Consider the following 23,408-nt stretch of genomic DNA (forward strand, 5'->3'; position numbering starts at 1 on the left):
CGCCACAAGCCGCTATACTGCGCGGTTTGACGAATTCCCTTTCCGTACCGACCTAAGCAGGCGGTGCGGCGCACGCCTTCGGAGGTTGCATGAGCTCGCAGTACATCTACACCATGAACGGGGTCAGCAAGATCGTCCCGCCGAAGCGCCAGATCATCAAGGACATCTCGCTGTCGTTCTTCCCCGGTGCCAAGATCGGCCTGCTCGGCGTCAACGGCGCGGGCAAGTCCACGGTACTGAAGATCATGGCCGGCGTGGATACGGACTTCCAGGGCGAGGCGCGCGCGCAGCCGGGCACCAAGATCGGCTACCTGGCGCAGGAGCCGGACCTGAATCCGGAAAAGACCGTACGCGAAGTGGTCGAGGAAGGCGTGTCGGTCATCCTTGATGCGCAGAAGCGGCTGGAAGAGGTCTACGCCGCCTACGCCGAGGACGGCGCCGATTTCGACAAGCTCGCCAAGGAACAGGAAGCGCTGGAGGGCATCCTGGCCGCGAACGACGCGCACGCGCTGGAGCGCCAGCTGGAAGTGGCCGCCGACGCGCTGCGCCTGCCGGCGTGGGACGCGATCATCGGGCCACTTTCCGGTGGCGAGAAGCGCCGCGTGGCGCTGTGCCGCCTGCTGCTGTCCAAGCCTGACATGCTGCTGCTGGACGAACCGACCAACCATCTGGATGCCGAGTCGGTGGACTGGCTGGAGAAATTCCTGCACGACTACCCCGGCACCGTGGTGGCGGTCACCCATGACCGCTACTTCCTCGACAACGCCGCCGAGTGGATTCTCGAACTCGACCGCGGCCGCGGCATTCCGTGGAAGGGCAACTACACCGAATGGCTGGAGCAGAAGGATGCCCGCCTGAAGCAGGAAGCGAACCAGGAGAAGTCGCGCCAGAAGGCCATCGCGAAGGAGCTGGAGTGGGTACGCTCGGCCGCTAAGGGCCGCCAGTCCAAGGGCAAGGCCCGCCTGGCCCGCTTCGAAGAGCTGAATTCGGTCGACTACCAGCGCCGCAACGAGACCAACGAGATCTTCATCCCGCCGGGCGAGCGCCTGGGCCAGGAGGTGATCGAGTTCAAGAACGTGACCAAGTCGTTCGGCGACCGTGTGCTGATCGAGGACCTTTCGTTCAAGGTGCCGCCGGGCGCCATCATCGGCGTGATCGGCCCGAACGGCGCCGGCAAATCCACCCTGATGAAGATGATCATGGGCAAGGAAACGCCGGACTCGGGCGAGGTGAAGCTGGGCCACACCACCAAGCTGGCGTATGTCGACCAGTCGCGCGACGCGCTCGATCCGAAGAACAACGTGTGGCAGGAAGTGTCCGGCGGCTCGGACATCCTCACCATCGGCAACTTCGAGATCCAGTCGCGCGCGTACATCGGCCGCTTCAACTTCAAGGGCACCGACCAGCAGAAGATCGTCGGCAGCCTGTCCGGCGGTGAGCGTGGCCGCCTGCACATGGCCAAGACCCTGCTGCAGGGCGGCAACGTGCTGCTGCTCGACGAGCCGTCCAACGACCTCGACGTGGAAACCCTGCGCGCACTGGAAGACGCCCTGCTCGAATTCCCCGGCTCGGCGATCGTGATCTCGCATGACCGCTGGTTCCTCGACCGCATCGCCACCCACATCATCGCGTTCGAGGGCGACTCGCACGTGGAGTTCTTCCCCGGCAACTACAACGAGTACGAAGCCGACAAGAAGCGCCGCCTCGGCGAGGAAGGTGCCAGGCCGCATCGGGTGAAGTACAAGAAGCTCGCGTAACGCTTTGCTCCCTCCCCTGCAACGCAGGGGAGGGCTGGGGTGGGGTGAAGCTCTTGACCTTATCGCCAGCTTGGGCACCCCCTCCCAACCTCCCCCTGCGTGCAGGGGGAGGAGCACGCACGGAGACTTTCGATGCACTTCATGCAATCCCTGCGACAGGCATGGGCCCGCAACGACTCGCTGGTCTGCGTGGGCCTCGACCCGGAGCCGGCGAAGTTTCCCGTGCACCTGCGTGATGCGCCCGACGCGGTGTTCGAGTTCTGCCGAGCCATCGTCGACGCCACCGCCGACCTGGCCTGCGCGTTCAAGCCGCAGATCGCGCACTTCGCCGCGCTGCGCGCCGAGGACGCGCTGGAGCGGCTGATCGCGCACATCCACGCGAAGCACCCCGGCGTGCCGGTGATCCTCGACGCCAAGCGCGGCGACATCGGCAGTACCGCACAGCACTACGCCACCGAGGCGTTCGAACGCTACCGCGCCGACGCGGTCACCCTGAACCCGTACCTGGGCCGCGACTCGATCCAGCCATTCCTCGACCGTGCCGACAAGGGCGTGATCCTGCTCTGCCGCACCTCCAACCCCGGCGGCGCGGATTTCCAGGCGCTGGATTGCGGCGGCCTGCCGCTGTACCTGCGCGTGGCCGAGGCCGTTGCCCGCGACTGGAACGCCAACGGCAACTGCGCCCTGGTCACCGGCGCCACCTGGCCGGAGGAACTGGGCAAGGTGCGCGCCGTGGTCGGCGACATGCCGCTGCTGGTGCCCGGCATCGGCGCCCAGGGCGGCGACGTGGAGGCGGTGCTGCGCCACGGCCGCACGGCTGCCGGCACGGGCCTGCTGATCAGTTCGTCTCGCGCGATCCTGTACGCCGGCCACGGCGAGGATTTCGCCGCGGCCGCGCGTGCCGCCGCCGGCGAACTGCGCGACGCCATCAATCACTGCCGCCGCGGCTGAGCGAATCGCGCGCCAGCACCGCGGTCAACCCGTCGCCGTCTTCGCCGCCTGCAGCGCCTTCGTCTTCAGGTCCAGCGTGTCCGCCGCATCCAGCAGCGCACGCGCAAAGCTGCGCACTTCGGCGGGACGCAAGGCATACCAGTTGCCGCTCTTGCTGGCTTCGTCCACCTTGCGGCCCGCACGGGACACGCAGTGCGGCCGGAAGATCACCATGCCGGTCAGCGATTCCGAGCTGATGTCCGCCGAGACGATCTGCATATGCGTTTCATCTTCTTTCTTCACCGAACTCTCCCGGGCGGGAGTCCGCCCCGGTCCCACTCTACGCCATCGCAAATTCAGCCGATGTTCCCGCGTGTGTCATAGCACCTGCACGGCCGCTGGTTTCCGTCGCGGGCGTTGCTTGGGTCATGCATCGTGCCGCCTGGATGTCGATGCGACTTGGTCGCCGTCGGTCGCCCTCCGGACAAGGGCACGCCGCCGCATCAACGCATGTGCACCCAGTACACGCGCATGCCGTGGGCGCGGTCTTCGGCACGATGCCCGTCGCGCCCATCCATCACGATGCCCCAGGCCGAACGCAACATCCCCGCCTGCACGCGGTCGATGCGCACCTGTTCGCCGCTGGGAATGATGAAGGCCGCCTCGACCACCATCACCCCGTCGCGCTCGAACACCAGGCTTGCCAGCCGGCCCACGCCGGCACCCCAGCCGACGTGCAGCTCGCACGCCACCGGCGTGAACACGCCGCGGTTGTCCAGGCTCCACCCTTCCGTCTTGCTGAGCAGCGACTGCAGGCTGGGATCGGTCCAGTCGACGTTGTTGGCTTGGGCGCTCCACGGCGGCGGCTTCATGTCCATGGCGGCTTCATGTCCATGGCGACTCCGCACCGCGCGCCGGCGGCCTGTGGCGGCGGTCCCGGCCGGCGCGGGCGCACGCCGTGCCCTGGCGGGTACCGCGCCCGGACCGGCCGGGAATGGCATGAAGGCGGAGTTCGCGTGGCGGCATGGACAAGGTATCGGCGGAACCGGCCGGCGCTTGAGCCGCCATTCCGCGCCCGGCGGACGGCCGGGCCCGCGAACGTTCATTCGTCTGCCAGCTCCTGCCCCGGAAACAGCACGTCGGTGTAGCCGAACTTGCTGAAATCGGTGATGCGCGAGGGATACAGCCGGCCGATCAGGTGGTCGCACTCGTGCTGCACCACGCGGGCATGGAAGCCCTCGGCGGTGCACTCGATGCGCGCGCCCCGCGGGTCGACGCCTTCGTAGCGGATCAGCGTGTAGCGGTTCACCGCGCCGCGCAGGCCGGGTACCGACAGGCAGCCTTCCCAGCCCTCCTCCATGTCCTGCGACAGCGGTGTGATCACCGGGTTGAGCAGGATCGTGCGCGGCACTTCGGGAGCACTGGGATAGCGCTCGGAATGCTCGAAGCCGAAGATCACCAGCTGCAGGTCGACACCGATCTGCGGTGCGGCCAGGCCGACCCCATCGGCGGCCTGCATGGTCTCGAACATGTCGGCGATCAGCGCGTCGAGTTCGGCGCTGCCGAGCATCGCGGCAGGCACCAGCGGCGCGATGCGCAGCAGGCGCGGGTCGCCCATCTTGAGGATTTCACGGATCATGCAGGCCTCACGCTCGAACGCCGTTACCTGGTGACTTGTGGTCGACGCGGCCCATTGCAAGCGGTGCCGCCCCGCGCCTCAACTGCAACACGCCGGGCAGGGCCTCGTGCCGATCTGCCGAACCCGCGGGCGGGTTCAGCCGCCGAACACCTTCTTCAGCAGGTCGGTGGTGCGCGCGCCCGGGTTGTGGCGGATCGACTGCTCCTGCTCGCCGATGGTGGTGAACAACCCGTCCAGCGTCTTCGCCGTCACGTAGTCGTCCAGGTTCAGCGGACCGCCGCCCTTGGCCGACTTGCCGCCACCCAGCGCGCCCAGCGATCCCAGGGCGCCGCCGAGCGCCCCGCCGCCGCTGCCGGAGGTGAAGGCCTTGTACTTCTGGGTCACGCCGACGCTGTCGGTGGCCTTGGCCACGATCGGATGGATGCGCGCGGTCAGCGCCTCGCCGGCGACGCGGCGGAAGAAATCGGTGGCCGCGTGGTCGCCGCCGGTGAGGATGCCGCGCGCGTCGTCCAGGGTCATCTTGCGGATCGCGTCGCCGAAGATCTCGGCCACCTGCGGCACCGCCTTCTCCGCCGCCCGGTTCATGCTCAGCTCGAACGCGTCGACCTTGGCGCCCTGGCCCAGCTCGCGCGCCAGCTTGCCGGCCTGCTCCAGCTTGCCCGGCAGCGGGATGCGCACCTTGCCGTTGTTCCAGAAACCGCCGTCGCGGCCGAGGCTGTTGATCGCGTTGGTGGTGCCCTTGGCCAGCGCCTCCTTGAGACCGGCGGCGATGTCGCTGGTGGGCAGGTTGCCGCCGAGCTGCGGCGAGCTGGAGGCATGCGTCGACTGCTTGACCTTGTTCAGCAGGTCCTTGAACTGGCCGGAGCCGACGGCCGCGACCGGCAGGGCGGCGGCAACGAGGACGAGGCCCAACAGGCCGTGGCGAACCGGGATGTGCATGACGGATTCCAGGGTGGTCGGCGGGGCCGCCAGTGTAGCGCCGCCGCCTCGCCACGGCGTGACGGGGAACGGGAGGCTATTCGACCAAAGGCTAATACCGATCGGTCGTTTCCGGCATTGACCGCCGCCGCCGGCAGGGCGACCCTTGCAGCTATCGCCGAGGAGAGCCACTCATGCAAGCTGCTGTCATACCCAAGCCCAGTCCGGCCAGCAAGATCCTGTGGGTCGCCATCGCCATCGTCGGCGCGTTCTGCCTGGGCGTGGTCGCCCTGCGCCGGGGCGAGCCGATCAATGCGATCTGGCTGGTCGCCGCGTCGATCGCGATCTTCGTGATCGGCTACCGCTTCTACGGCAAGTTCGTGGAGCACTCGGTGCTGCAGCTCGACCCCAGCCGCGCGCCGCCCTCGGTGCTGCGCAACGACGGGCTCGACTACGTGCCCACCGACAAGTGGGTGGTATTCGGCCACCATTTCGCCGCGATCGCCGGCGCCGGCCCGCTGGTCGGCCCGGTGCTGGCCGCGCAGATGGGCTACCTGCCCGGCACGCTGTGGATCCTGTTCGGCGTGGTATTCGCCGGCGCGGTGCAGGACTTCATGATCCTCGGACTCTCGCTGCGCCGCGATGCCCGTTCGCTGGGCCACATGCTGCGCGAGGAGCTGGGGCCGTTGCCCGGCATCGTGGCGATGATCGGCGTGCTGGTGCTGATGATGATCGTGCTGGCGGTGCTGGCGCTGGTGGTGGTCAAGGCGCTCACCCACAGCCCGTGGGGCACCTTCACCGTGGCCGCCACGATCCCGATCGCGCTGCTGATGGGCGCCTACCTGCGCTGGTTCCGCCCGGGCCGCATCCTCGAGGTGTCGATCATCGGCCTGGTGCTGCTGCTGGCCTCGATCTGGTTCGGCAAGATCGTGTACGACACGCCGGCGCTCGCCACGCTGTTCGACTTCGACGCGAAGGCGCTGGCCTGGCTGCTGATCGCCTACGGTTTCTGCGCCTCGGTGCTGCCGGTGTGGCTGCTGCTGGCGCCGCGCGACTACCTCTCCACCTTCCTCAAGATCGGCACCATCGCGCTGCTGGCGCTGGCGATCTTCCTGGCCGCGCCGACCTTGCAGCTGCCGGCGGTCACCAAGTTCATCGACGGCACCGGCCCGGTGTTTGCCGGCAACCTGTTCCCGTTCCTGTTCATCACCATCGCCTGCGGCGCGGTCTCCGGCTGGCACTCGATCATCGCCTCCGGCACCACGCCCAAGCTGCTCGCCAACGAGGGCCAGGCGCGCATGGTCGGCTACGGCGGCATGCTGATGGAGGCGTTCGTGGCGATCATGGCGCTGGTCGCCGCCGCCTCGCTGCACCCGGGCGTGTACTTCGCGATGAACTCGCCGGGGGCGATCGTCGGCACCACCGTGCAGGATGCCGCCACCGCGATCAGCCAGTGGGGCTTCGTGGTGACGCCGGACGAGCTGCTGCAGACGGCCAAGGACATCGGCGAAAGCAGCATCCTCGGCCGCGCCGGCGGCGCGCCGACGCTGGCGGTGGGCATGGCCCAGCTGCTGCACAACATCATCCCCGGCGGCGGCATGATGGCGTTCTGGTACCACTACGCGATCCTGTTCGAGGCACTGTTCATCCTCACCACGGTGGACGCCGGCACCCGCGTGGGCCGTTTCATGATCCAGGAGATCGCCGGCCTGGTGTACAAGCCGCTGCAGGCCACCGAGTCGTGGACCGGCAACCTCTTGGCCACCGCGATCTGCGTGGCGCTGTGGGGCTACTTCCTGTACCAGGGCGCGGTCGACCCGCTGGGCGGCATCAATACCCTGTGGCCGCTGTTCGGCATCGCCAACCAGATGCTGGCCGCGATCGCGCTGATGCTGGCCACCGTGGTGGTGGTGAAGCTCAAGCGCGAGCGCTACGTGTGGGTGCCGGGCATCCCCGCGTTGTGGCTGATCGTCTGCACGCTCACCGCCGGCTATGAAAAGCTGGTCGGCCCGATCAGCTTCACCGCTGCCGCCAACAAGTACTCGGCGGCCATGCAGCAGGGCAAGCTGCTGGCCCCGGCCAAGACCCAGGCCGCGATGCAGCAGATCGTCACCAACAACTACGTCGATATGGTGATGACCGGCCTGTTCATGCTGCTGGTCGTGGCGATGGTGCTGTTCTGCCTGAATGCCGTGGTCAAGGCCTGGAACATCAACCATCCGACCGCGCACGAAGAGCCCTACGTGGCGCTGAGCAGCGTGGCCGGCTGAGCGGGGACGCCATGATGAACGCGACCACCTTCCGGTCCGTGCGCAAGTGGGCGGTGCAGACCGCCCGCCTGTGCTGCGGGGTGCCCGACTACGACGTGTACGTGAAGCACCTGCGCGAGCATCACCCCGAGCGCCAGGTGCCCAGCTACAGAGAGTTCTTCCGCGAACGGCAGGAAGCCCGCTACAAGGGCACCGGCGGCCGCTGCTGCTGAGCGCGCGGTAGGAGCGCACCCTGTGCGCGATGCTTTTCGTCACGTAACGAAGAGCCATCGCGCACAGGGTGCGCTCCTACCGCGATGCCGTGCCCCCCGCGTGCCGCCATGCCATTACGCACTGGTCGTTCATCGACCAGCGGCGACAATAACGACATTGTCCGCACCGCCATCATCCATGTCCGATATCGAAAGCACCACCGAGCCGGCCGCGGCAGCGTCGTTGCAGCACCATGCCGGCCTGCGCGTCATCGCGGTCTACGAGATCATCAAGACCGCATGCCTGGTGCTGGTGGCGATGGCGGCCTTCCATCTCGACCGCCAGCAGAACTTCGAACAGCTGGTGCACTGGCTGGAGCATCTCTCGCTGGCCGACAGCAACGGCCTGCGCTGGAGGCTGGTCGGCCTGCTGCAGGATTTCGGGCCGAGCCGCTTCGTCGCGGTCGGCGCGGTCGCGCTGGGCTACGCGGTGCTGTTCGGCATCGAAGGCGTGGGCCTGTGGCTGGGCAAGTACTGGGCGGAATGGTTCACCGTGATCGCCACCGGCTCGCTGATCCCGCTGGAGCTGTACGAGACGCTGCACCGCTTCGGCTGGCTCAAGCTGGCCACCCTGGCCGGCAACGCGGCGATCGTGGTGTATCTGGTGCGCATCGCGCTGCAGACGCGAGCGACGCGGCGCGCGTCGAAGCATCACACCTCGTGATGCGCCGCCTCGGCGGATAGCGCGGCGCGCCGCGGCATCAGTTCCACCAGGTACATCGCGGCCAGGATCAGCCCGCCGCCGAGCAGCATGCGCCCGGTGAGCGCATCGACGCCGAGCAGCACCGCGAACGCGGCGGCGAACACCGGCTCGGTGGTCATCACGATCGCGGCGCGGGTGGCCGGCAGATGCGACTGCGCCCAGGTCTGCATCAGCATCGCGCCGGCGCCGGCGATCAGCGCCATGTACAGCACGGCGAACCAGGCGCTGCGGTCGGGCGGGAGCACCGGACCGTGCGGCGCGGTGGCGAGCAGGCAGACCGCCGCGATCGCCACCATCTGCACCGCCGACAGGCCGAACGCCTCGCCATGCCGCGACCATTGGCCGAGCAGCACGATGTGCAGGGCGTACAACGCGGCCGACGCCAGCGTGAGCCACACGCCCAGGTCGACCGACACGCCGTTCAGCGACAGCAGCGCCAGCCCCACGGTGGCCAGCGCCACCGCCAGCCACACCGCGCCGGCCATGCGCTGGCCCAACAGCAGCATCGCCAGGATCGGCGTGAACACCACGTACATGCCGGTGGCGAACCCGCTCACGCTGGGCGCGATCAGCGACAGCCCCCAGGTCTGCAACAACTGACCGGCGCCGTAGATCGCGCCGAGCAGCAGGCCGCGCAGCAGCTGCCCGCGGCCGAGCCGCAGCACCGCCCGCGGGAACAGCGCCAGCATCGCCAGTGCGGCGACCACGAAGCGCACGGCCAGGAAATCCGCCACCGGCATGCGCGTGACCACGTCCTTGATCAGCACGAAGGTCGAACCCCACACGGCGGTCAGCGCCAGCAGGCCGAGGGTGGCGAGGGTGGTCGTGGCGCGTGCGCTCATGGGGCAGGAAGTGAGTGAAGAGGAGTGAGGGGTGAGAGAAAAGCGATGACGCCGCGGGACGCTGTTGCCTTCCCCATTTTCTCACTTCTCTTCATTCACTCCTCGCCTTCCGCCGCAGCAACTGCCCGGGGATCTGCAGCAGGAAATGCCCCCAGATGCCCAGCCAGACCACGCCGGCCACCAGCGGATTGCGCGCGGCCGGATCGTGCTTGCGGAACCAGCGCCACATGCCGCGGTGCTTGTGGCGGCTGACGAACACCGGCCGGTGCCGGCTCGAGCTGCCCTTGCCGTGCTGCACGCGGACGTCGCCGGCAAGCAGCACCTGGTAACCGAGGTTGCGCACGCGACGGCACAGGTCCAGATCCTCGCAGTGCAGGAAATAGTCCTCGTCGAAGCCGCCGAGGCGCTGGAACATCTCGCGCGGCAGCAGCATCGCCGCACCCGACACCGCCTCGGCCTCGACCACTTCGGCCGGTATGTCCCGCGCCATGTTGACGTGCTCGCCGGGGCGGCCGAGCAGGCTGTTGAGCGCGCGCCGCAGCAGCGGATCGCGCCGCCACGAGGCAGGATCGGGGTGTCCGTCGGCATCGCACACCACCGCGCCGATCAGCCCGACCTTCGGCCGGCCCTCCAGCACGGCCAGCAGCCGGTGCAGGTCATCCTCGCGCAACACGCAGTCGGGGTTGAGGATCAGCAACGCCCGGCCGTGCGCCTGCTTCGCGGCGAGGTTCACCGCCGGGCCGAACCCAAGGTTGCGGTAGTTGTAGATCGCCTTGAAGCGCGTGTCGTGCGCGTGGGCGCGTTCAATCGCCTCGGGCACGCCGTCGTGCGAATCGTTGTCGACCAGGATCAGCTCCAGCGACAGCGTGCTGGCCAGCACGCTGCGCACGCACTCGCGCAGGGCCGGGCCGCTGTCGGCGGAAACCACGATCACGCTGAGCGCCAGCGCAAATGGCGAACGATGTGGGGAAGCGGGGTTCACGACGCAAGTATGCGCGGAGATGCACGACGGGAGAACCGTTCGCGGCGATGCGCGCGAAGAAAATGCGGATCGTGCCGCGGCTTCACGCGCCGTCCACATCGTCTTCGCCGAGCACCGCCGACAAGGCCAGCGGCATGTCGCCTTCGCGACGTGCCAGCCACGGCTGCTCGCGGTGCCAGCCGACGAGTTGCCAGCCGTGCAGCCAGTGTTGCCGCTCGCGCCGGCGATCCCACAACAGCACGCCGCGGTCGCGGCGCAGGCGCGCGGCGAACCAGCGGCCGCAGGGGCTGAAGGCGGCCTGCGGACCGACATCGTCGATGCGGTTTCCCGCCGCGAACCGATAGCATCCCGTGCGATAGACCACGTGGCCACCCAGCGGATCGGGCAGCTCGCCGGCTGCCGCCAGCCATTGCACCGGCTGCAGTTCGATGATTTCCGCGGGCGGGCCGATCGGCGCCATCGCCAGCTCGGGCCATTCGGCAGAGGGCGCCGCCGGCGGCGCGCGACGCACGCCGCGATCGAGCCATGCCTCCAGACCGGCCAGCAGGGTGTAGCCGGCCAGCGCACCCAGCAGGGCCGCACCCAAGGCGAACGCGTCGCCGCCCCACGCCCGCTGCAGCGCGAACAGCACGCCGGGCAGCCCCCAGCGCAGTCCGCGGCGGATCAGCGCGGCATGGCGGTCCGCCAGCCGGTGCTGCAGCAGCACGACACTCGCCGCCAGCGCCAGCAGCCATGGCAGTCCGAGCCACCACGGCAGCGCGGCCAGCAGGACCAGCCAGGCCGCCCGCGACAGCACGGCACGCCATGGCGGCCCGCGGCGCCGGGCCATCGCTCAGCGCCCTGCGGGACAATGGGCGATCAGCCGCACCACGCGCGGGCGTTGCGGAACATGCGCATCCACGGTGAATCCTCGCCCCACTGCTGCGGGTGCCAGCTCAGCTGCACGCTGCGGAACACCCGCTCGGGATGCGGCATCAGGATCGTCACGCGGCCATCGGCGGCGGTGAAGCCGGCCAGGCCGCCGGGCGAGCCGTTGGGGTTGAGCGGGAAGTTCTCGGTCGGCTTGCCGCGGTTGTCGACGAAGCGCACCGCGCCGTTCGACTTCGACGGGCTGCAGGCATGCGGGAAGCTGACCCGGCCCTCGCCATGCGCCACCGCCACCGGAATCCGCGAACCAGCCATGCCCTTGAAGAAGAGGCTCGGCGAATCGAGCACTTCCAGCGTGGCCAGGCGCGACTCGTACTGCTCCGACGCGTTGCGCAGGAACTTCGGCCAGTGCTGCGCGCCGGGGATGATCTCCTTCAGCTGCGACATCATCTGGCAGCCGTTGCACACGCCCAGCGCGAACTTCGCCTCGTCGGCGAAGAACGCCGCGAACTGTTCGCGCAGCATGTCGTTGTACAGGATCGAGGTAGCCCAGCCGCGGCCCGCGCCCAGCACGTCGCCGTAGGAGAAGCCGCCGCAGGCCGCGAAGCCGCGGAAGTCGGCCAGCTTCGCGCGCCCGCTGGCCAGATCGGACATGTGCACGTCGACCGCGTCGAAGCCGGCGCGGGTGAACGCGGCCGACATCTCGACCTGGCCGTTGACGCCCTGCTCGCGCAGCACCGCGATGCGCGGCCGCGCTCCCGTGCCGATGAACGGCGCGGCGACGTCCTGCGCCGGATCGAAGGTGAGCTTCGGGCTGATCCCCGGATCGGCGTCGTCCAGCCGCCATTCCAGTTCGGCGTCGGCGCTCTGCGGGTTGTCGCGCAGGCGCTGCATCGCGTGGCTGGTTTCGTTCCACGCCCTGAACAGCACGCTCCAGTTCCACTTGAACAGGGTCTCGTCGCCGAGGAACAGCTTGATGCCCAGCTTCTCCTTGGGCCGGCCGATGCGGTGGCAGATGCCGGCCAGGCCGTGCTTGACCACCAGCGCCTCGAACGCCTCGCGGTTCGCCTCGGCCACCTGCACCACCGCGCCGAGTTCCTCGTTGAACAGCGCGCGCAGGGCCGCTTCGGCCCAGCCGTCCAGATGGATCTCCAGGCCGCAGTGGCCGGCGAACGCCATCTCCAGCAGGGTGATCAGCACGCCGCCGTCGGAGCGGTCGTGGTAGGCCAGCAGCAGACCGTTCGCATTCGCCTCCTGGATCAGCTCGAACAGCGCCTTCAGCCGCCGGGCGTCGTCCAGGTTCGGCGGCACGCCGCCCGAACGGCCGAACACCTGGGTCAGCGCGGAACCGCCGAGGCGGCTGCGCCCGGCGCCCAGGTCGATCAGCCACAGCGCGGAGTCGCCGCGGTGGAGCCGCAGCTGCGGGGTGAGCGTGCGCCGCACGTCGCCGACGCGGGCGAAGCCGGTGATCGCCAGCGACACCGGCGATACCGTGCGCTGCGCGGTGGCGCCGTCCTGCCACACGGTCTGCATCGACAGCGAGTCCTTGCCGACCGGGATCGAGATGTCCAGCGCGGGGCACAGCTCCATGCCGACCGCGTGCACCGCGTCGAACAGCGCGGCATCCTCGCCGGGATGGTTGACCGCGGCCATCCAGTTCGCCGACAGGCGGACCTCGCCCAGGCTGGCGATCGGCGCGGCGGCCAGGTTGGTGATCGCCTCGCCCACGGCCAGCCGCGCCGCGTCGGCGCTGGAGAGCAGCGCCACCGGCGCACGCTCGGCCATCGCCATCGCCTCGCCGGCGTAGCCGTCGAAGTCGACCATGGTCACTGCGCAATCGGCCACCGGTACCTGCCACGGGCCGACCATCGGGTCGCGGTGGTTGAGGCCGCCGACGGTGCGGTCGCCGATGGTGATCAGGAAGCTCTTGCTGCCTACCGTCGGCAGCCGCAGCACGCGCAGCAGCGCCTCGTCCATGCCGATGCCGGTGAGGTCGGGCAGCAGGTCCACGCGCGGCTTGTGCCGGCTGGCGTCGCGATGCATCCGCGGCGGCTTGCCGAACAGCACGTCCATCGGCAGGTCGATCACGGTCAGCTCGCGGCGCGGGTCGGTCACCAGCAGGCGGCGCTCGGCGGTAGCCTCGCCGACCACAGCGTGCGGGCAGCGTTCGCGCCGACACATCGCCTCGAACGCCGGCAGGTCCGCCGGCGCGATCGCCAGCACGTAGCGTTCCTGCGATTCGTTGCTCCACACCTGCATCGGCGACAGCGACGGGTCGTCGCAGGGGATCTTCGACAGGTCGATCACGCCACCGACGCCGGCGTCGTTGAGCAGTTCGGGGATCGCGTTGGACAGGCCGCCGGCGCCGACGTCGTGGACGCTGACGATCGGGTTGGCGTCGCCGCAGCGCCAGCAGGCGTCGATCACTTCCTGGCAGCGCCGCTCCATCTCGGCGTTGTCGCGCTGCACCGAGGCGAAGTCCAGCTCCTCGCTCGACGCGCCGGACGCCACCGACGAGGCCGCGCCGCCGCCCAGCCCGATCAGCATCGCCGGGCCGCCCAACACGATCACCTTGTTGCCCGGCTGCACCGCATGCTTCAGCACGTGGCCGGGGCGCAGGTTGGCCAGCCCGCCGGCCAGCATGATCGGCTTGTCGTAGCCGCGGCGCAGGCCGGCTTCGCCGGTCTCGTGCTCGTAGCTGCGGAAGTAGCCGCCCAGGCAGGGCCGGCCGAATTCGTTGTTGAACGCGGCGGCGCCGAGCGGGCCGTCGCGCATGATCTCGAACGCGCTGGCCATCCGCGGCGGCAGCGGGCGGTCCACTTCCCACGGCCGCGGCAGGCCGGGAATGCGCAGGTCGGAGACGGAGAAGCCGGTGAGCCCGGCCTTCGGCTTGCCGCCGCGGCCGGTCGCGCCCTCGTCGCGGATCTCGCCGCCGGCGCCGGTGGCGGCGCCGGGCCACGGCGCGATCGCGGTGGGGTGGTTGTGCGTCTCCACCTTGATCGCGTAATCGATGCGCTCCTCGTGGTCGCGCCACACGCCATCGGCCGGGTCGGCGAAGAAGCGCCGGCCGGTGCTGCCCTCGATCACCGCCGCGTTGTCCGAATAGGCGGACAGCGTATGCGCGGGCGCATGCTGGTGGGTGTGCTTGATCATGCCGAACAGGCTCTTGTCCTGTTCCACGCCGTCCACCGTCCAGCTGGCGTTGAACACCTTGTGCCGGCAATGCTCGGAGTTCGCCTGGGCGAACATGAACAGTTCGGCGTCGGTGGGGTCGCGGCCGAGCTCGGCATAGCGGTCGGCCAGATACTCGATCTCGTCGTCGGCCAGCGCCAGGCCCAGCCGCGCATTCGCCGCGGCCAGCGCGCCGCGCGGGTCGGCGCCGAGCGCCACGTGCACCAGCTCGCCGGGCGAGCCGGCCAGGAACAGGCCCTGCGCGTCCTCGATCCGCTGCAGCACCGACTGCGTCATCGCGTCGTGCAGCACCGCCATGATCGCCGCATGATCCGGCGCGCCGGCCGGCGGCAGGCCGGCCACCAGCCAGGCCAGGCCGCGCTCGACCCGGCGCACGTCGAAGCCGGCGCCATGCAGGATGTCGGTGGCCTTGCTCGACCACGGCGAGATCGTGCCCAGCCGCGGCACCACCCACAGCGTGGCCGGCTCCGGCGCAATGACGTCCTTCGCCTCCAGCACGGCCAGCAGGCGCTGACGCAGCGCTCCCTCGGGCGCCGTCTCGGCATCGATGAAGTAGACGAACCATGAAGCCTGCACGCGAACGCCCCGATGCAGGGCATCGAGGCGGGCATTGAGGCGTTCGAGACGGAACGGCGAGAGGGCGTTCTGCCCGTCGAGTACGATCATGCGGGGAACGAAACCGTGCGAAGGAAACGCCTATTCTACCCTATGCTGCAATACGGCATAGGCGCTCCCTGCGCGTGCCGCCCCGCCGGGTCGGGAGCGCGGCCGCGCGGCCTCAGCCGCCCTGCTTCAGCGCCTGCAAGAGCTGCTCGGGGGTCACGTAGCCGCCCAGCACGCGGCCGTCCGGGCCGTAGATCGACGGGGTGCCGCTGACGCCCAGCTTCACGCCCAGCTCGAACTGGTCCTTGACCGGGTTGGTGCAGGTCGCCGGCGCGGGGGCATGGCCTTCCTTCGCGGCGGTGAACGCGGCCTTGCGGTCCTTGGCGCACCACACCGAGACCATCTCGGTATAGGTCGGCGTGGGCCGGCCGGCGGTGGTCACCACGCCTTCGCGCGGCCACGCCAGGTATTCCACCGCGATGCCTTCCTTGTTGAACGCGGCCACGTGCTCGTGCAGCGCGCGGCAGAAGCCGCAATTGACGTCGGTGAACACGGTCACCGTGTACTTCGGGTTCGGCGGCGCGAACACGATGCGTTCGGACGCCGGCACCTTGGCCAGCTCGGCCTTGCGGAAGCGTGCCCAGGCGCCGTCGCTGACGTTCTGCTTGCGGCCCAGGTCGATCACGTCGCCGTGCATCGCGTATTTGCCGTCGGTGCTGACGTAGAGCAACTGGCCGGCGGCGATCACCTGGTAGAAGCCCGGCATCGGCGCCGGCTCGATCGAATCGACCTGCACGTTCGCCGCCAGGCTATGGATCGCCTGGCGCACCATCTGCTGCGCCGCCGGCGTCACCGCTTGGCTGACGACCGGCGCCGCATCGTTTTCGGCGGCACAGGCGGTCAGGGACAGCCCGCCGATGCACAGCGCCAGCAACAGTTTCTTCAGCATCACCAACCTCGTTCGATCCATGGCCGGCGCGTTCGCCGGCGGCAGGCACGCATTCTCGCACAGGCGGCTGAACGCCATTCGGTGCGCGTTGCCGCAGAAACCGATGATCGGCGCCCCGGTTCGATGGTAGATTTCCGCGACGCAGCGGCCTGAAACGGCCCGGCGGAACAACCTGACCGCGCACGCCCCTCCCAACAGCCTGAATCGCCCGGCGGAATCCCCGTGATCATTTGCGCTCCCAACGTGCTGACCCCCGAAGAACTCGGCGTGATACGCGGCGAACTCCAGGGCGCCTCGTTCGTCGACGGCGCCAGCACGGCCGGCTGGTCGGCGCGCGAGGTGAAGAAGAACCTGCAGGTCGCCATCAACACCGAAAGCCAGGCCCGGCTGCAGGACATCGTACGCGGCGCCTTCCTGCGCAATGCGATGCTGCAGACCTCGATCCTGCCGGCTGCGACCACACAGGTGCTGTTCAACCGCTATGACGTCGGCATGCAATACGGCCCGCACGTCGACGCCCCGGTGATGGGCGGCCTCGGCAGCGCGGTACGCACCGACGTGGCGATCACGATCTTCCTGTCCGACGCCAAGAGCTACGCCGGCGGCGACCTGGTGGTGGAGAGCAACGGCGTGGAATACGGGTTCAAGCTGGACGCCGGCTCCGCCATCGCCTACCCGGCCAACTCCCTGCACCACGTCACCCCGGTGACCCAGGGCGCGCGCCACGCCGCCATCATCTGGGTGCAGAGCCAGGTGCGCGACACCGCCAAGCGCGAGCTGCTGTGGGACCTGGACAACGCCAAGCGGCAGATCTTCGGCCGCGAAGGCAAGAGCGCCACGTTCGACGCCGTCAGCAAGTCGCACGCGAACCTGCTGCGGATGTGGGCAGAGGTGTAAGGCGCTGGGTCATTACGCACCAGCGATGACAGCACGCCTAGGAACCGGAGTACTTCCGCGTCGCCATCGAAGCCCACTGGCCCGGCACGTCGGTTCCGCCAAAGTCGGCAGGCCAAGCAAGTAAAGCAGGCCTCATCACTCTGAAAGTGCACTCTGACCCAGAGGTTTGTCGCTCTGCTGCACGAGCGAAATGGAGTTCTTCGGCCACCGCCAAGAAGCAACGTAGATGACGAAGCTCCACGGAAACCAATCTCCCCGCGCACCGGAATTCAAGGCGCCACGATTGTTTTGGCTTCGAGGAATGCTTCGAGACCGAAGATGCCGAATTCCCTACCCACCCCGGACTGCTTGAATCCGCCGAATGGGGCCAGTAAATCCGGGAAAATCCGATTGATCAGGACGGTGCCAGCCTCCAGCCGAGACGCCACACAGCGGGCGCGGTCCTGTTCCGAGGAAAACACGTATGCCTGCAATCCGTAGACTGAATCGTTGGCGATGCGAATCGCGTCGTCTTCATCTTCATAGGAAATGACGGACAGCACCGGCCCGAATATCTCATCGCGAGCAATGTCCATGTCGTTGCTCACGTCGGCGAAAACGGTCGGCTTGACGAAGTAGCCACGATCCAGCCCTTGCGGACGACCTTCGCCACCGGTCACGAGCGTGGCGCCCTGTTCCAGGCCAAGGCGGATGTAGCGTTGGATACGCTCGTATTGAGCCTTGGTGGCCATCGGACCGATGGTGGTCGAAGGGTTTCCCGGATCGCCAACCTGGATGGCCGCGACGGTCTTGCGCAGCAGATCGATGACATCATCCCGGCGTGCTCGCGGAACCAGCAGGCGAGTGCCGGCCACACAGGCCTGGCCATTGTTCATGAACGCCGCGCCAACTGCCAATGGAATCGCCGAGGCAAAGTCCGCATCGTCCAGCAGGAGGGACGCCGACTTGCCGGTCAGCGCCAGGCTGACTCGTTTCATCGTTTCCATGCCGGCACGGGCAATGATCTTGCCGGTCTGCGTCGATCCGGTGAACGAGATTTTGGCGACGTCAGGACTTGTACTGAGTTCGTCGCCAACATCTCCGCCGCGTCCTATCAGGATATTGAAGATGCCGGCAAGAAGCCCCGCATCGTTCATTGCCTCTGCAACCACCTGGGTCTGAAGGGGGCTGAATTCGCTGGGTTTGATGACCGATGCGCAGCCGGCCGCAATGGCAGAGGCCAGCTTGCTGCACATCGTTCCGGCGATACTGTTCCACGGGACGATCAAGGCCGACACGCCCACCGGTTCCATGACGACATCGGCAGCCCCTAGGCGGCGAGTGAAGTCGTAGCTCTCAAGCACTTCGGCAGTATTGGCGAAGCACTGCGACGCATACTGACTGACCCACTTTGCGCGCGAAGAAGGGCCGCCATACTCTTCGACCGTGGCCGCGCAAATTTCGTCTGTCCTTGCAAGAACGGCGGACTGAAGGCGCTTGAGCATATCGATGCGCTCCGCCTTGGTCGTGCGGCCCAACGCCGGCTGCGCGCGAGCTGCGGCAGCGATGGCCCGCTTTGCGTCCTCCCGATTCGCCAGCGTGGCCGTGCCAATGACTCGCTCCGTCGTCGGATTGATGATCTGGACGGTTTCGTTTCCCTGCACGGGCGTGAACACGCCATCAATGTAGGCTTGATTGAAGCTGCGCATGTGTCTGCCCTCGAGTTCGTTGATTCGAGCGCACTCTAGGCCGGCTTGATTGTATTGAGAATACGGTTAAAGCTACATGAGTCATATTGGAAATCAGGACAATGTACAAAAGTGGCCTGACTGAGCTTGAGGTTGTGCTGGCCGTTGCCAGACGAAAGAGCTTTCGCGCGGCGGCGGTGGAGCTTGAGATGTCCACCTCGGCCGTCAGCAGTGCCATTGCCGGGTTGGAGGCCCGGCTGGCAGCGCGGCTATTCCATCGGACTACGCGGAGCGTGTCGCTGACCGATGCGGGACGCCAGTTCGTCGAACAGATCACGCCCGCCATCAAGCAAATCCAAGTTGCCATGGCTACCGTGAACGATGGCAAAGATACGCCGACGGGCACGCTGCGCATCAATAGTTCCCTTGGCGCAGCACTCATGGCCTTTCAGCCGATCGTGGTGGAGTTCCTGCGCCGCTACCCCGGGATGACCCTGGACATCGTGACCGAAGGGAGGATGGTGGACATCATTGCCGAGGGGTTTGATGCCGGCTTGCGCGCAAGTTCCCTGGTGCCGCGCGACATGATCCGTGTTCCACTGAGCCAGAACATACCGATAGCCGTAGTCGGGTCTGCGGAATATTTCACTCGACATCCAAAGCCGACCGTCATTGCCGATCTTGCCAAGCACCCATGCATCCGGGCACGCCTTCCTGATGGCACTCCCTCTCCGTGGGATTTCGTTCAGAACGGCAAACCTGTCCACGTCGAAGTGCCTGGGCCACTGATCCTGGACGCTCCTCTGCTGATGCTCGAAGCGGTGCGCAGTCATATGGGCCTCGCGCAATTGGCCAAGTGGTATGTCGCCGGCGATCTGGCAAGCGGTCGTCTTGAGCAGGTGCTGGACAGCGTCGCGACACCCTACCCTGGACTGTGCCTCTACTATTCAGGTCACCGCCATATCCCCGCCGGATTGCGTGCATTGATTGATCTCATCCGCGAGGTTCACGATGCGCAACAGGGGAATCCAAACGAATGGGAGCGCAAATGAAGCCGTTGCGGTGCATCAAAGGGGTCAGAGACGAATGGCACTTACTTGAGGGCCATCCGATTCCCAACCGTTCGCGCTGAGCGTAGCCCGCGCAGCGGGCGGAGTCGAAGCGCCGCCAAGCGTGGCCAACCCATCGCCGGCAGGTCCTTCGACTTCGGCCTTTGGCCTACGCTCAGGACGAACGGGCTTAAGTAAGTGCCATTCGGGTCAGAGACATTATTCATTAATGCCAGCATCACCCCCGCGGATGATGCTGCGCGTGCAGCCGCTTCAGGCCTTCCTTCGCCACCAGGGTGTAGATCTGGGTGGTGCTGAGCGAACTGTGGCCGAGCAGCATCTGCAGCGCGCGCAGGTCGGCGCCGTGGTTGAGCAGGTGGGTGGCGAAGGAGTGGCGCAGCACGTGCGGCGAGATGCGTTTCGGGTTGATGCCGACCTTCAGCGCGTAGCGCTTCACCAGAGTCCAGAACATCTGCCGGGTCATGCCTTCGCCGCGTTTGCTGAGGAACAGCGCCGCCGGCTGGCGGCCTTTCGCCAGCACCGGCCGCGCGTCGGCCAGGTAGGCGCCGAGGCGCGCCAGCGCTTCCTCGCCGACCGGCACCAGCCGGTCCTTGCCGCCCTTGCCGGTGACCCGCAACACGCCCTGGCGCGGGTTCAGCGCGGCCAGCGGCAACTCCACCAGTTCGGATACGCGCAGGCCGGAGGCGTACATCAGCTCCAGCATGGCGCGATCGCGCAGGCCCAGGGTGGTGGCATCGGGCGCGGTCAACAGGCCCTCGATCTCGCGTTCGGCCAGTGCCTTGGGCAGGCTGCGCGGCAGCTTCGGGCGCTCGATCAGCAAGGTCGGGTCGGCGAAGCCCGGCTCGCTGCGGGCGAGGAACGCGTAGTAGCGGCGGAAAGCCGACTGCCGCCGCGCGATCGAGCGCACCGCCGCCGGCCGCGCGCCGTGGTACGCGGAGATGTCCTCGCGCCGCGCCGTGCGCAGCCCGCGCCCGCGGCCGGCCAGCCACAGCGCCAGCGCCTCCAGGTCGCGGCGGTAGGCTTCCAGCGTGCGGTCGGCCAGGCCGTCCTCCGACCACACCCGTTCCGCGAACGCGGCGATGCTGCGCTGGTCGGCTTCGGCGATACTGGCGCGGTCTTCTTCCTTCCTCATGCGCACGATGCTGGCCATTGCGCGCGCACTACGCAAGCGACCGACCCACGATGCCCGCGAACCCCGCCACCACCGACATCCCCTGCCCGCCGTGGCGCCGCCTGCTGGCGCTGGCCTACGACCTCTTGATCGTGGTGGCGATCGTGATGGTGGTGGGCCTGCTGTGCCAGCTCGCCACCGGCGGCAAGCTGATCCGCACCGGCGCCACGACGGTGGTGCCGGTGTGGTACCAGGCGCTGCAGGGCGTGGTGGTGGCGGCGTATTTCATCAGCTCGTGGCGGCGCGGCGGGCAGACCCTGGGCATGCGGCCGTGGCGCATCCGGCTCACCCGCGACGATGGCGGCGCGCCGTCGCTGCAGCAGGCGCTGATCCGCGCGCTGGTGGCGGCCGCGCCGCTGGTGGTGTTGCTGCTGGCGCCGGTGGCCGGGCTGCGTGTGACGCTGTGGACGCTGCTGGCGGTGTGGGCCGGCTGGTTCGCCGTGGCCTTGTTCGATCCGCGCCGGCGCGCGCTGCACGATATCGCCGCCGGCACCGAGATCCGCCTGCAGGGCTGAGCGCCGCGCCGCGGGCCGCACTTCACGCTACGCTCAGCGCAAACCGGGTTCAATCCGCCGATGCCCCAGCCATCCCGCGCCGAAAGCCGCAGCGACGCCGAACTGGTCCGCGCCAATCGCGGCTTCTACGAGTCGTTGTGGGCGCAGGCGAGACTGGTCGGGCCGGAACGCTTCAACACCTGGCCGCTGCTGCGCGAACTGTCGGCTGCCGCACCGCGCCGGCTGGAGGTGGCGCCCGGCCTGCGTCCGCGCCTGCCGCTGCGCGGCACCTGCTTCGTCGATCTCAGCCATGCCGCCCTGCGCCGCCTGCACGCCAACGGCGCCGATGCGGTGCATGGCATGATCGGCGCCCTGCCCTGCGCCGACGCCAGCTTCGACCTGGTCTGCGCGCTCGACATCCTCGAGCACGTCGCCGACGACGACGGCGCGCTGGCCGAGCTGGCGCGCGTGGCCGCGCCGGGCGCCAGCGTGCTGCTGTCGGTGCCGCTGCATCCGGCGGCATGGACCGCGTTCGACGATTTCGTCGGCCACTGCCGCCGCTACGAGCCCGCGCAGGTCGTGGCGCGGCTCGCCCGGCACGGCTTCGACATCGAACGCAGTGCGGTCTACGGCATGCAGCCGAAGTCCTCGCGCCTGCTCGAACTCGGCCAGTGGTACCTCAGCCACCAGCGCGAGCGCGCGATGTGGTGGTACAACCGGGTGATCATGCCGCTCGGCCTGCATTTCCAGAAACCGCTGCAATGGCGCGCCGGCCTCGGCGATACGGATGGGGTCGACGAGGTGCTGCTGTGCTGCAGTTATCGCCCGACGGTCGCGCCAAGCTACTGATCAGGTTGGGCACCGTGGTTGCGGCAACGCAACACGCGCAGTGGAAACGGCGCTAAGATGCCCGCTTCCGCCTGCGGCCAACCCACTCCGATGCTCTACCAGATACACGAATGGCAACGCGCGTTCCTCGGCCCGCTGAGCCATTTCGCGCAAGCCGGCGCGCGCATGCTCAACGACACCAGCAGCCCGTTCGCGCAGATGCCCGGCGCCCAGCGGATGGCCGCCGGCTACGAGCTGGTCCATCGCCTCGGCAAGGATTACGAGAAGCCCGCCTTCGGCATCCACACCGCCACCGCGCACGACCACGAGATCGCGGTGATCGAGCGGGTCGCGCTGGACAAGCCGTTCTGCCAGCTGAAGCGCTTCAAGCGCTTCAGCGACGACCCGTCCACCATCGAGAAGATGAAGAACGATCCGGTGGTGCTGGTGGTGGCGCCGCTGTCCGGCCATCACGCCACGCTGCTGCGCGACACCGTGCGTACGCTGCTGCGCGACCACAAGGTGTACATCACCGACTGGGTCGACGCGCGCATGGTGCCGGCCGCGGCCGGTCCGTTCGGGTTGGACGACTACGTCGCCTGCGTCGAGGAATTCATCCGCCACATCGGCGCGTCCACCCTGCACGTGATTTCGGTGTGCCAGCCGACCGTACCGGTGCTGGCGGCGGTGTCGCTGATGGCCGCGCGCGGCGAAGCCACGCCGCGCAGCATGACCATGATGGGCGGTCCGATCGATCCGCGCTGCAGCCCCACCAGCGTCAACAACCTGGCCACCACCCAGCCGCTGTCCTGGTTCAAGGGCAACGTGATCCATACCGTGCCGCCGAACTATCCCGGCCGCGGCCGCGAGGTCTATCCCGGCTTCCTGCAGCACGCCGGGTTCATCGCGATGAACCCGGGCCGCCACCTCAACTCGCACTGGGATTTCTACCAGGACCTGCTGCGCGGCGACCTCGACGACGCCGAATCGCACCGCAAGTTCTACGACGAGTACAACGCCGTGCTCGACATGCCGGCCGAGTTCTACCTCGACACGATCGACAAGGTGTTCCAGCAGTTCCTGCTGCCGCTCGGCCTGTGGGACGTGGCTGGCGAACGGGTGAACCCGGCCGCCATCGAGCGCACCGCCCTGTTCACCATCGAGGGCGAGCTGGACGACATCTCCGGCCTCGGCCAGACCGAGGCCGCGCACGAGCTGTGCAGCAGCATCCCGGCCGGGCGCCGCGCGCACAAGGTGATCGAAGGCGCCGGCCACTACGGCATCTTCAGCGGCCGCCGCTGGCGCGAGAAGGTCTACCCGCAGGTGCGCGACTTCATCCGCCGGTTCGACCGGGCGGCGAAGTAGTCGCCTGCGCTTC

21 protein-coding genes and 1 pseudogene are annotated in these 23,408 nt (G+C 68.2%); 10 read left to right on the forward strand and 12 right to left on the reverse strand.

Annotated features, from left to right (window positions below; genetic code table 11):
• The first annotated feature begins 89 nt into the window (after nt 1-89).
• Both ettA and pyrF read left to right on the forward strand, forming a co-directional pair.
• Nucleotides 90-1,757 carry an energy-dependent translational throttle protein EttA gene (ettA, locus tag AC3WRN_RS00685; RefSeq protein WP_492621476.1) on the forward strand — a complete coding sequence of 556 codons (1,668 nt, stop codon included), beginning with the start codon at nt 90-92 and terminating at the stop codon, nt 1,755-1,757.
• Between the two features lie 132 nt (nt 1,758-1,889).
• Nucleotides 1,890-2,708, forward strand: coding sequence for an orotidine-5'-phosphate decarboxylase (gene pyrF, locus AC3WRN_RS00690; protein ID WP_492621477.1), 819 nt, complete (start codon nt 1,890-1,892; stop codon nt 2,706-2,708).
• Nucleotides 2,709-2,732: 24 nt separating this feature from the next.
• Here the strand turns inward: pyrF and AC3WRN_RS00695 are convergent, their stop codons facing one another.
• The 4 genes from AC3WRN_RS00695 to AC3WRN_RS00710 form a co-directional block, all read right to left on the reverse strand.
• Nucleotides 2,733-2,966 (reverse strand): hypothetical protein, encoded by a 234-nt coding sequence (locus AC3WRN_RS00695; RefSeq protein WP_068093139.1) that lies wholly within the window; start codon nt 2,964-2,966, stop codon nt 2,733-2,735.
• 224 nt (nt 2,967-3,190) lie between these two features.
• Nucleotides 3,191-3,565 (reverse strand): hypothetical protein, encoded by a 375-nt coding sequence (locus AC3WRN_RS00700; RefSeq protein WP_492621478.1) that lies wholly within the window; start codon nt 3,563-3,565, stop codon nt 3,191-3,193.
• A 224-nt stretch (nt 3,566-3,789) separates the two neighbouring features.
• Nucleotides 3,790-4,326 carry a peptide deformylase gene (gene def, locus AC3WRN_RS00705; protein WP_492621479.1) on the reverse strand — a complete coding sequence of 179 codons (537 nt, stop codon included), beginning with the start codon at nt 4,324-4,326 and terminating at the stop codon, nt 3,790-3,792.
• A gap of 135 nt (nt 4,327-4,461) precedes the next feature.
• Nucleotides 4,462-5,265 (reverse strand): DUF4197 domain-containing protein, encoded by an 804-nt coding sequence (locus AC3WRN_RS00710; RefSeq protein WP_492621480.1) that lies wholly within the window; start codon nt 5,263-5,265, stop codon nt 4,462-4,464.
• Between the two features lie 173 nt (nt 5,266-5,438).
• On the opposite strand from AC3WRN_RS00710, the gene AC3WRN_RS00715 reads away from it, so the two are divergent.
• From AC3WRN_RS00715 to AC3WRN_RS00725, 3 genes are all read left to right on the forward strand, one after another.
• Nucleotides 5,439-7,514: a carbon starvation CstA family protein gene (locus AC3WRN_RS00715; protein WP_068093124.1), complete on the forward strand. Its 2,076-nt coding sequence runs from the start codon at nt 5,439-5,441 to the stop codon at nt 7,512-7,514.
• A gap of 14 nt (nt 7,515-7,528) precedes the next feature.
• A complete protein-coding gene (locus AC3WRN_RS00720; protein ID WP_068093473.1) occupies nt 7,529-7,726 on the forward strand; it encodes a YbdD/YjiX family protein in 198 nt (65 codons plus the stop codon).
• Nucleotides 7,727-7,904: 178 nt separating this feature from the next.
• Nucleotides 7,905-8,429, forward strand: coding sequence for a DUF2127 domain-containing protein (locus AC3WRN_RS00725; protein ID WP_068093119.1), 525 nt, complete (start codon nt 7,905-7,907; stop codon nt 8,427-8,429).
• Here the strand turns inward: AC3WRN_RS00725 and AC3WRN_RS00730 are convergent.
• The 5 genes from AC3WRN_RS00730 to AC3WRN_RS00750 all read right to left on the reverse strand — a co-directional run bounded on the left by AC3WRN_RS00730 (nt 8,417) and on the right by AC3WRN_RS00750 (nt 15,903).
• Entirely contained in the window at nt 8,417-9,310 is an 894-nt protein-coding gene (locus AC3WRN_RS00730; RefSeq protein ID WP_492621481.1) for a DMT family transporter, read from the reverse strand. The two genes, AC3WRN_RS00725 and AC3WRN_RS00730, sit on opposite strands and share 13 nt — an antisense overlap.
• Before the next feature lie 91 nt (nt 9,311-9,401).
• Entirely contained in the window at nt 9,402-10,292 is an 891-nt protein-coding gene (locus tag AC3WRN_RS00735) for a glycosyltransferase family 2 protein (RefSeq protein ID WP_492621482.1), read from the reverse strand.
• A gap of 82 nt (nt 10,293-10,374) precedes the next feature.
• Nucleotides 10,375-11,121: a hypothetical protein gene (locus AC3WRN_RS00740; RefSeq protein ID WP_492621483.1), complete on the reverse strand. Its 747-nt coding sequence runs from the start codon at nt 11,119-11,121 to the stop codon at nt 10,375-10,377.
• Nucleotides 11,122-11,150: 29 nt separating this feature from the next.
• Entirely contained in the window at nt 11,151-15,017 is a 3,867-nt protein-coding gene (gene purL / locus AC3WRN_RS00745) for a phosphoribosylformylglycinamidine synthase (protein WP_492621484.1), read from the reverse strand.
• Between the two features lie 112 nt (nt 15,018-15,129).
• Nucleotides 15,130-15,903, reverse strand: coding sequence for a DsbC family protein (locus tag AC3WRN_RS00750; RefSeq protein ID WP_492621485.1), 774 nt, complete (start codon nt 15,901-15,903; stop codon nt 15,130-15,132).
• A 222-nt stretch (nt 15,904-16,125) separates the two neighbouring features.
• Between AC3WRN_RS00750 and AC3WRN_RS00755 the strand changes: the two genes are divergently transcribed.
• Nucleotides 16,126-16,800: a Fe2+-dependent dioxygenase gene (locus tag AC3WRN_RS00755; protein WP_492621486.1), complete on the forward strand. Its 675-nt coding sequence runs from the start codon at nt 16,126-16,128 to the stop codon at nt 16,798-16,800.
• A 169-nt stretch (nt 16,801-16,969) separates the two neighbouring features.
• Here the strand turns inward: AC3WRN_RS00755 and AC3WRN_RS00760 are convergent.
• A pseudogene (locus AC3WRN_RS00760) lies at nt 16,970-17,041 on the reverse strand (LysR family transcriptional regulator); the annotation flags it as partial.
• Nucleotides 17,042-17,069: 28 nt separating this feature from the next.
• Nucleotides 17,070-18,488, reverse strand: coding sequence for an aldehyde dehydrogenase family protein (locus AC3WRN_RS00765; RefSeq protein ID WP_492621487.1), 1,419 nt, complete (start codon nt 18,486-18,488; stop codon nt 17,070-17,072).
• Between the two features lie 101 nt (nt 18,489-18,589).
• Here AC3WRN_RS00765 and AC3WRN_RS00770 point away from each other — a divergent pair, with 101 nt between their 5' ends.
• The gene (locus AC3WRN_RS00770) at nt 18,590-19,519 is read left to right on the forward strand and encodes a LysR family transcriptional regulator (RefSeq protein WP_492621488.1); all 930 of its coding nucleotides are present in this window, start codon (nt 18,590-18,592) and stop codon (nt 19,517-19,519) included.
• 235 nt (nt 19,520-19,754) lie between these two features.
• Here AC3WRN_RS00770 and xerD read toward each other — a convergent pair whose 3' ends face one another.
• Nucleotides 19,755-20,687: a site-specific tyrosine recombinase XerD gene (xerD, locus tag AC3WRN_RS00775; protein ID WP_492621489.1), complete on the reverse strand. Its 933-nt coding sequence runs from the start codon at nt 20,685-20,687 to the stop codon at nt 19,755-19,757.
• A 32-nt stretch (nt 20,688-20,719) separates the two neighbouring features.
• Between xerD and AC3WRN_RS00780 the strand changes: the two genes are divergently transcribed.
• The 3 genes from AC3WRN_RS00780 (at nt 20,720) to AC3WRN_RS00790 (ending at nt 23,395) form a co-directional block, all read left to right on the forward strand.
• On the forward strand, nt 20,720-21,223 hold the full coding sequence (locus AC3WRN_RS00780; RefSeq protein ID WP_492621490.1) for an RDD family protein: 504 nt from the start codon (nt 20,720-20,722) through the stop codon (nt 21,221-21,223).
• Between the two features lie 60 nt (nt 21,224-21,283).
• A complete protein-coding gene (locus AC3WRN_RS00785) occupies nt 21,284-22,051 on the forward strand; it encodes a class I SAM-dependent methyltransferase (protein WP_492621491.1) in 768 nt (255 codons plus the stop codon).
• 90 nt (nt 22,052-22,141) lie between these two features.
• Nucleotides 22,142-23,395, forward strand: coding sequence for a polyhydroxyalkanoate depolymerase (locus AC3WRN_RS00790; RefSeq protein ID WP_492621492.1), 1,254 nt, complete (start codon nt 22,142-22,144; stop codon nt 23,393-23,395).
• Nucleotides 23,396-23,408: the final 13 nt, after the last annotated feature.

It is taken from the genome of Rhodanobacter sp. FW101-FHT13A11 (assembly GCF_058790335.1).

Coding starts and splice junctions, on each gene's coding strand:
- ettA (WP_492621476.1), top strand. CDS start 90: ATGAGCTCGCAGTACATCTACACCATGAACGGGGTCAGCAAGATCGTC.
- pyrF (WP_492621477.1), top strand. CDS start 1,890: ATGCACTTCATGCAATCCCTGCGACAGGCATGGGCCCGCAACGACTCG.
- AC3WRN_RS00695 (WP_068093139.1), bottom strand. CDS start 2,966: ATGCAGATCGTCTCGGCGGACATCAGCTCGGAATCGCTGACCGGCATG.
- AC3WRN_RS00700 (WP_492621478.1), bottom strand. CDS start 3,565: ATGGACATGAAGCCGCCGCCGTGGAGCGCCCAAGCCAACAACGTCGAC.
- def (WP_492621479.1), bottom strand. CDS start 4,326: ATGATCCGTGAAATCCTCAAGATGGGCGACCCGCGCCTGCTGCGCATC.
- AC3WRN_RS00710 (WP_492621480.1), bottom strand. CDS start 5,265: ATGCACATCCCGGTTCGCCACGGCCTGTTGGGCCTCGTCCTCGTTGCC.
- AC3WRN_RS00715 (WP_068093124.1), top strand. CDS start 5,439: ATGCAAGCTGCTGTCATACCCAAGCCCAGTCCGGCCAGCAAGATCCTG.
- AC3WRN_RS00720 (WP_068093473.1), top strand. CDS start 7,529: ATGAACGCGACCACCTTCCGGTCCGTGCGCAAGTGGGCGGTGCAGACC.
- AC3WRN_RS00725 (WP_068093119.1), top strand. CDS start 7,905: ATGTCCGATATCGAAAGCACCACCGAGCCGGCCGCGGCAGCGTCGTTG.
- AC3WRN_RS00730 (WP_492621481.1), bottom strand. CDS start 9,310: ATGAGCGCACGCGCCACGACCACCCTCGCCACCCTCGGCCTGCTGGCG.
- AC3WRN_RS00740 (WP_492621483.1), bottom strand. CDS start 11,121: ATGGCCCGGCGCCGCGGGCCGCCATGGCGTGCCGTGCTGTCGCGGGCG.
- purL (WP_492621484.1), bottom strand. CDS start 15,017: ATGATCGTACTCGACGGGCAGAACGCCCTCTCGCCGTTCCGTCTCGAA.
- AC3WRN_RS00750 (WP_492621485.1), bottom strand. CDS start 15,903: ATGCTGAAGAAACTGTTGCTGGCGCTGTGCATCGGCGGGCTGTCCCTG.
- AC3WRN_RS00765 (WP_492621487.1), bottom strand. CDS start 18,488: ATGCGCAGCTTCAATCAAGCCTACATTGATGGCGTGTTCACGCCCGTG.
- AC3WRN_RS00770 (WP_492621488.1), top strand. CDS start 18,590: ATGTACAAAAGTGGCCTGACTGAGCTTGAGGTTGTGCTGGCCGTTGCC.
- xerD (WP_492621489.1), bottom strand. CDS start 20,687: ATGGCCAGCATCGTGCGCATGAGGAAGGAAGAAGACCGCGCCAGTATC.
- AC3WRN_RS00780 (WP_492621490.1), top strand. CDS start 20,720: ATGCCCGCGAACCCCGCCACCACCGACATCCCCTGCCCGCCGTGGCGC.
- AC3WRN_RS00785 (WP_492621491.1), top strand. CDS start 21,284: ATGCCCCAGCCATCCCGCGCCGAAAGCCGCAGCGACGCCGAACTGGTC.
- AC3WRN_RS00790 (WP_492621492.1), top strand. CDS start 22,142: ATGCTCTACCAGATACACGAATGGCAACGCGCGTTCCTCGGCCCGCTG.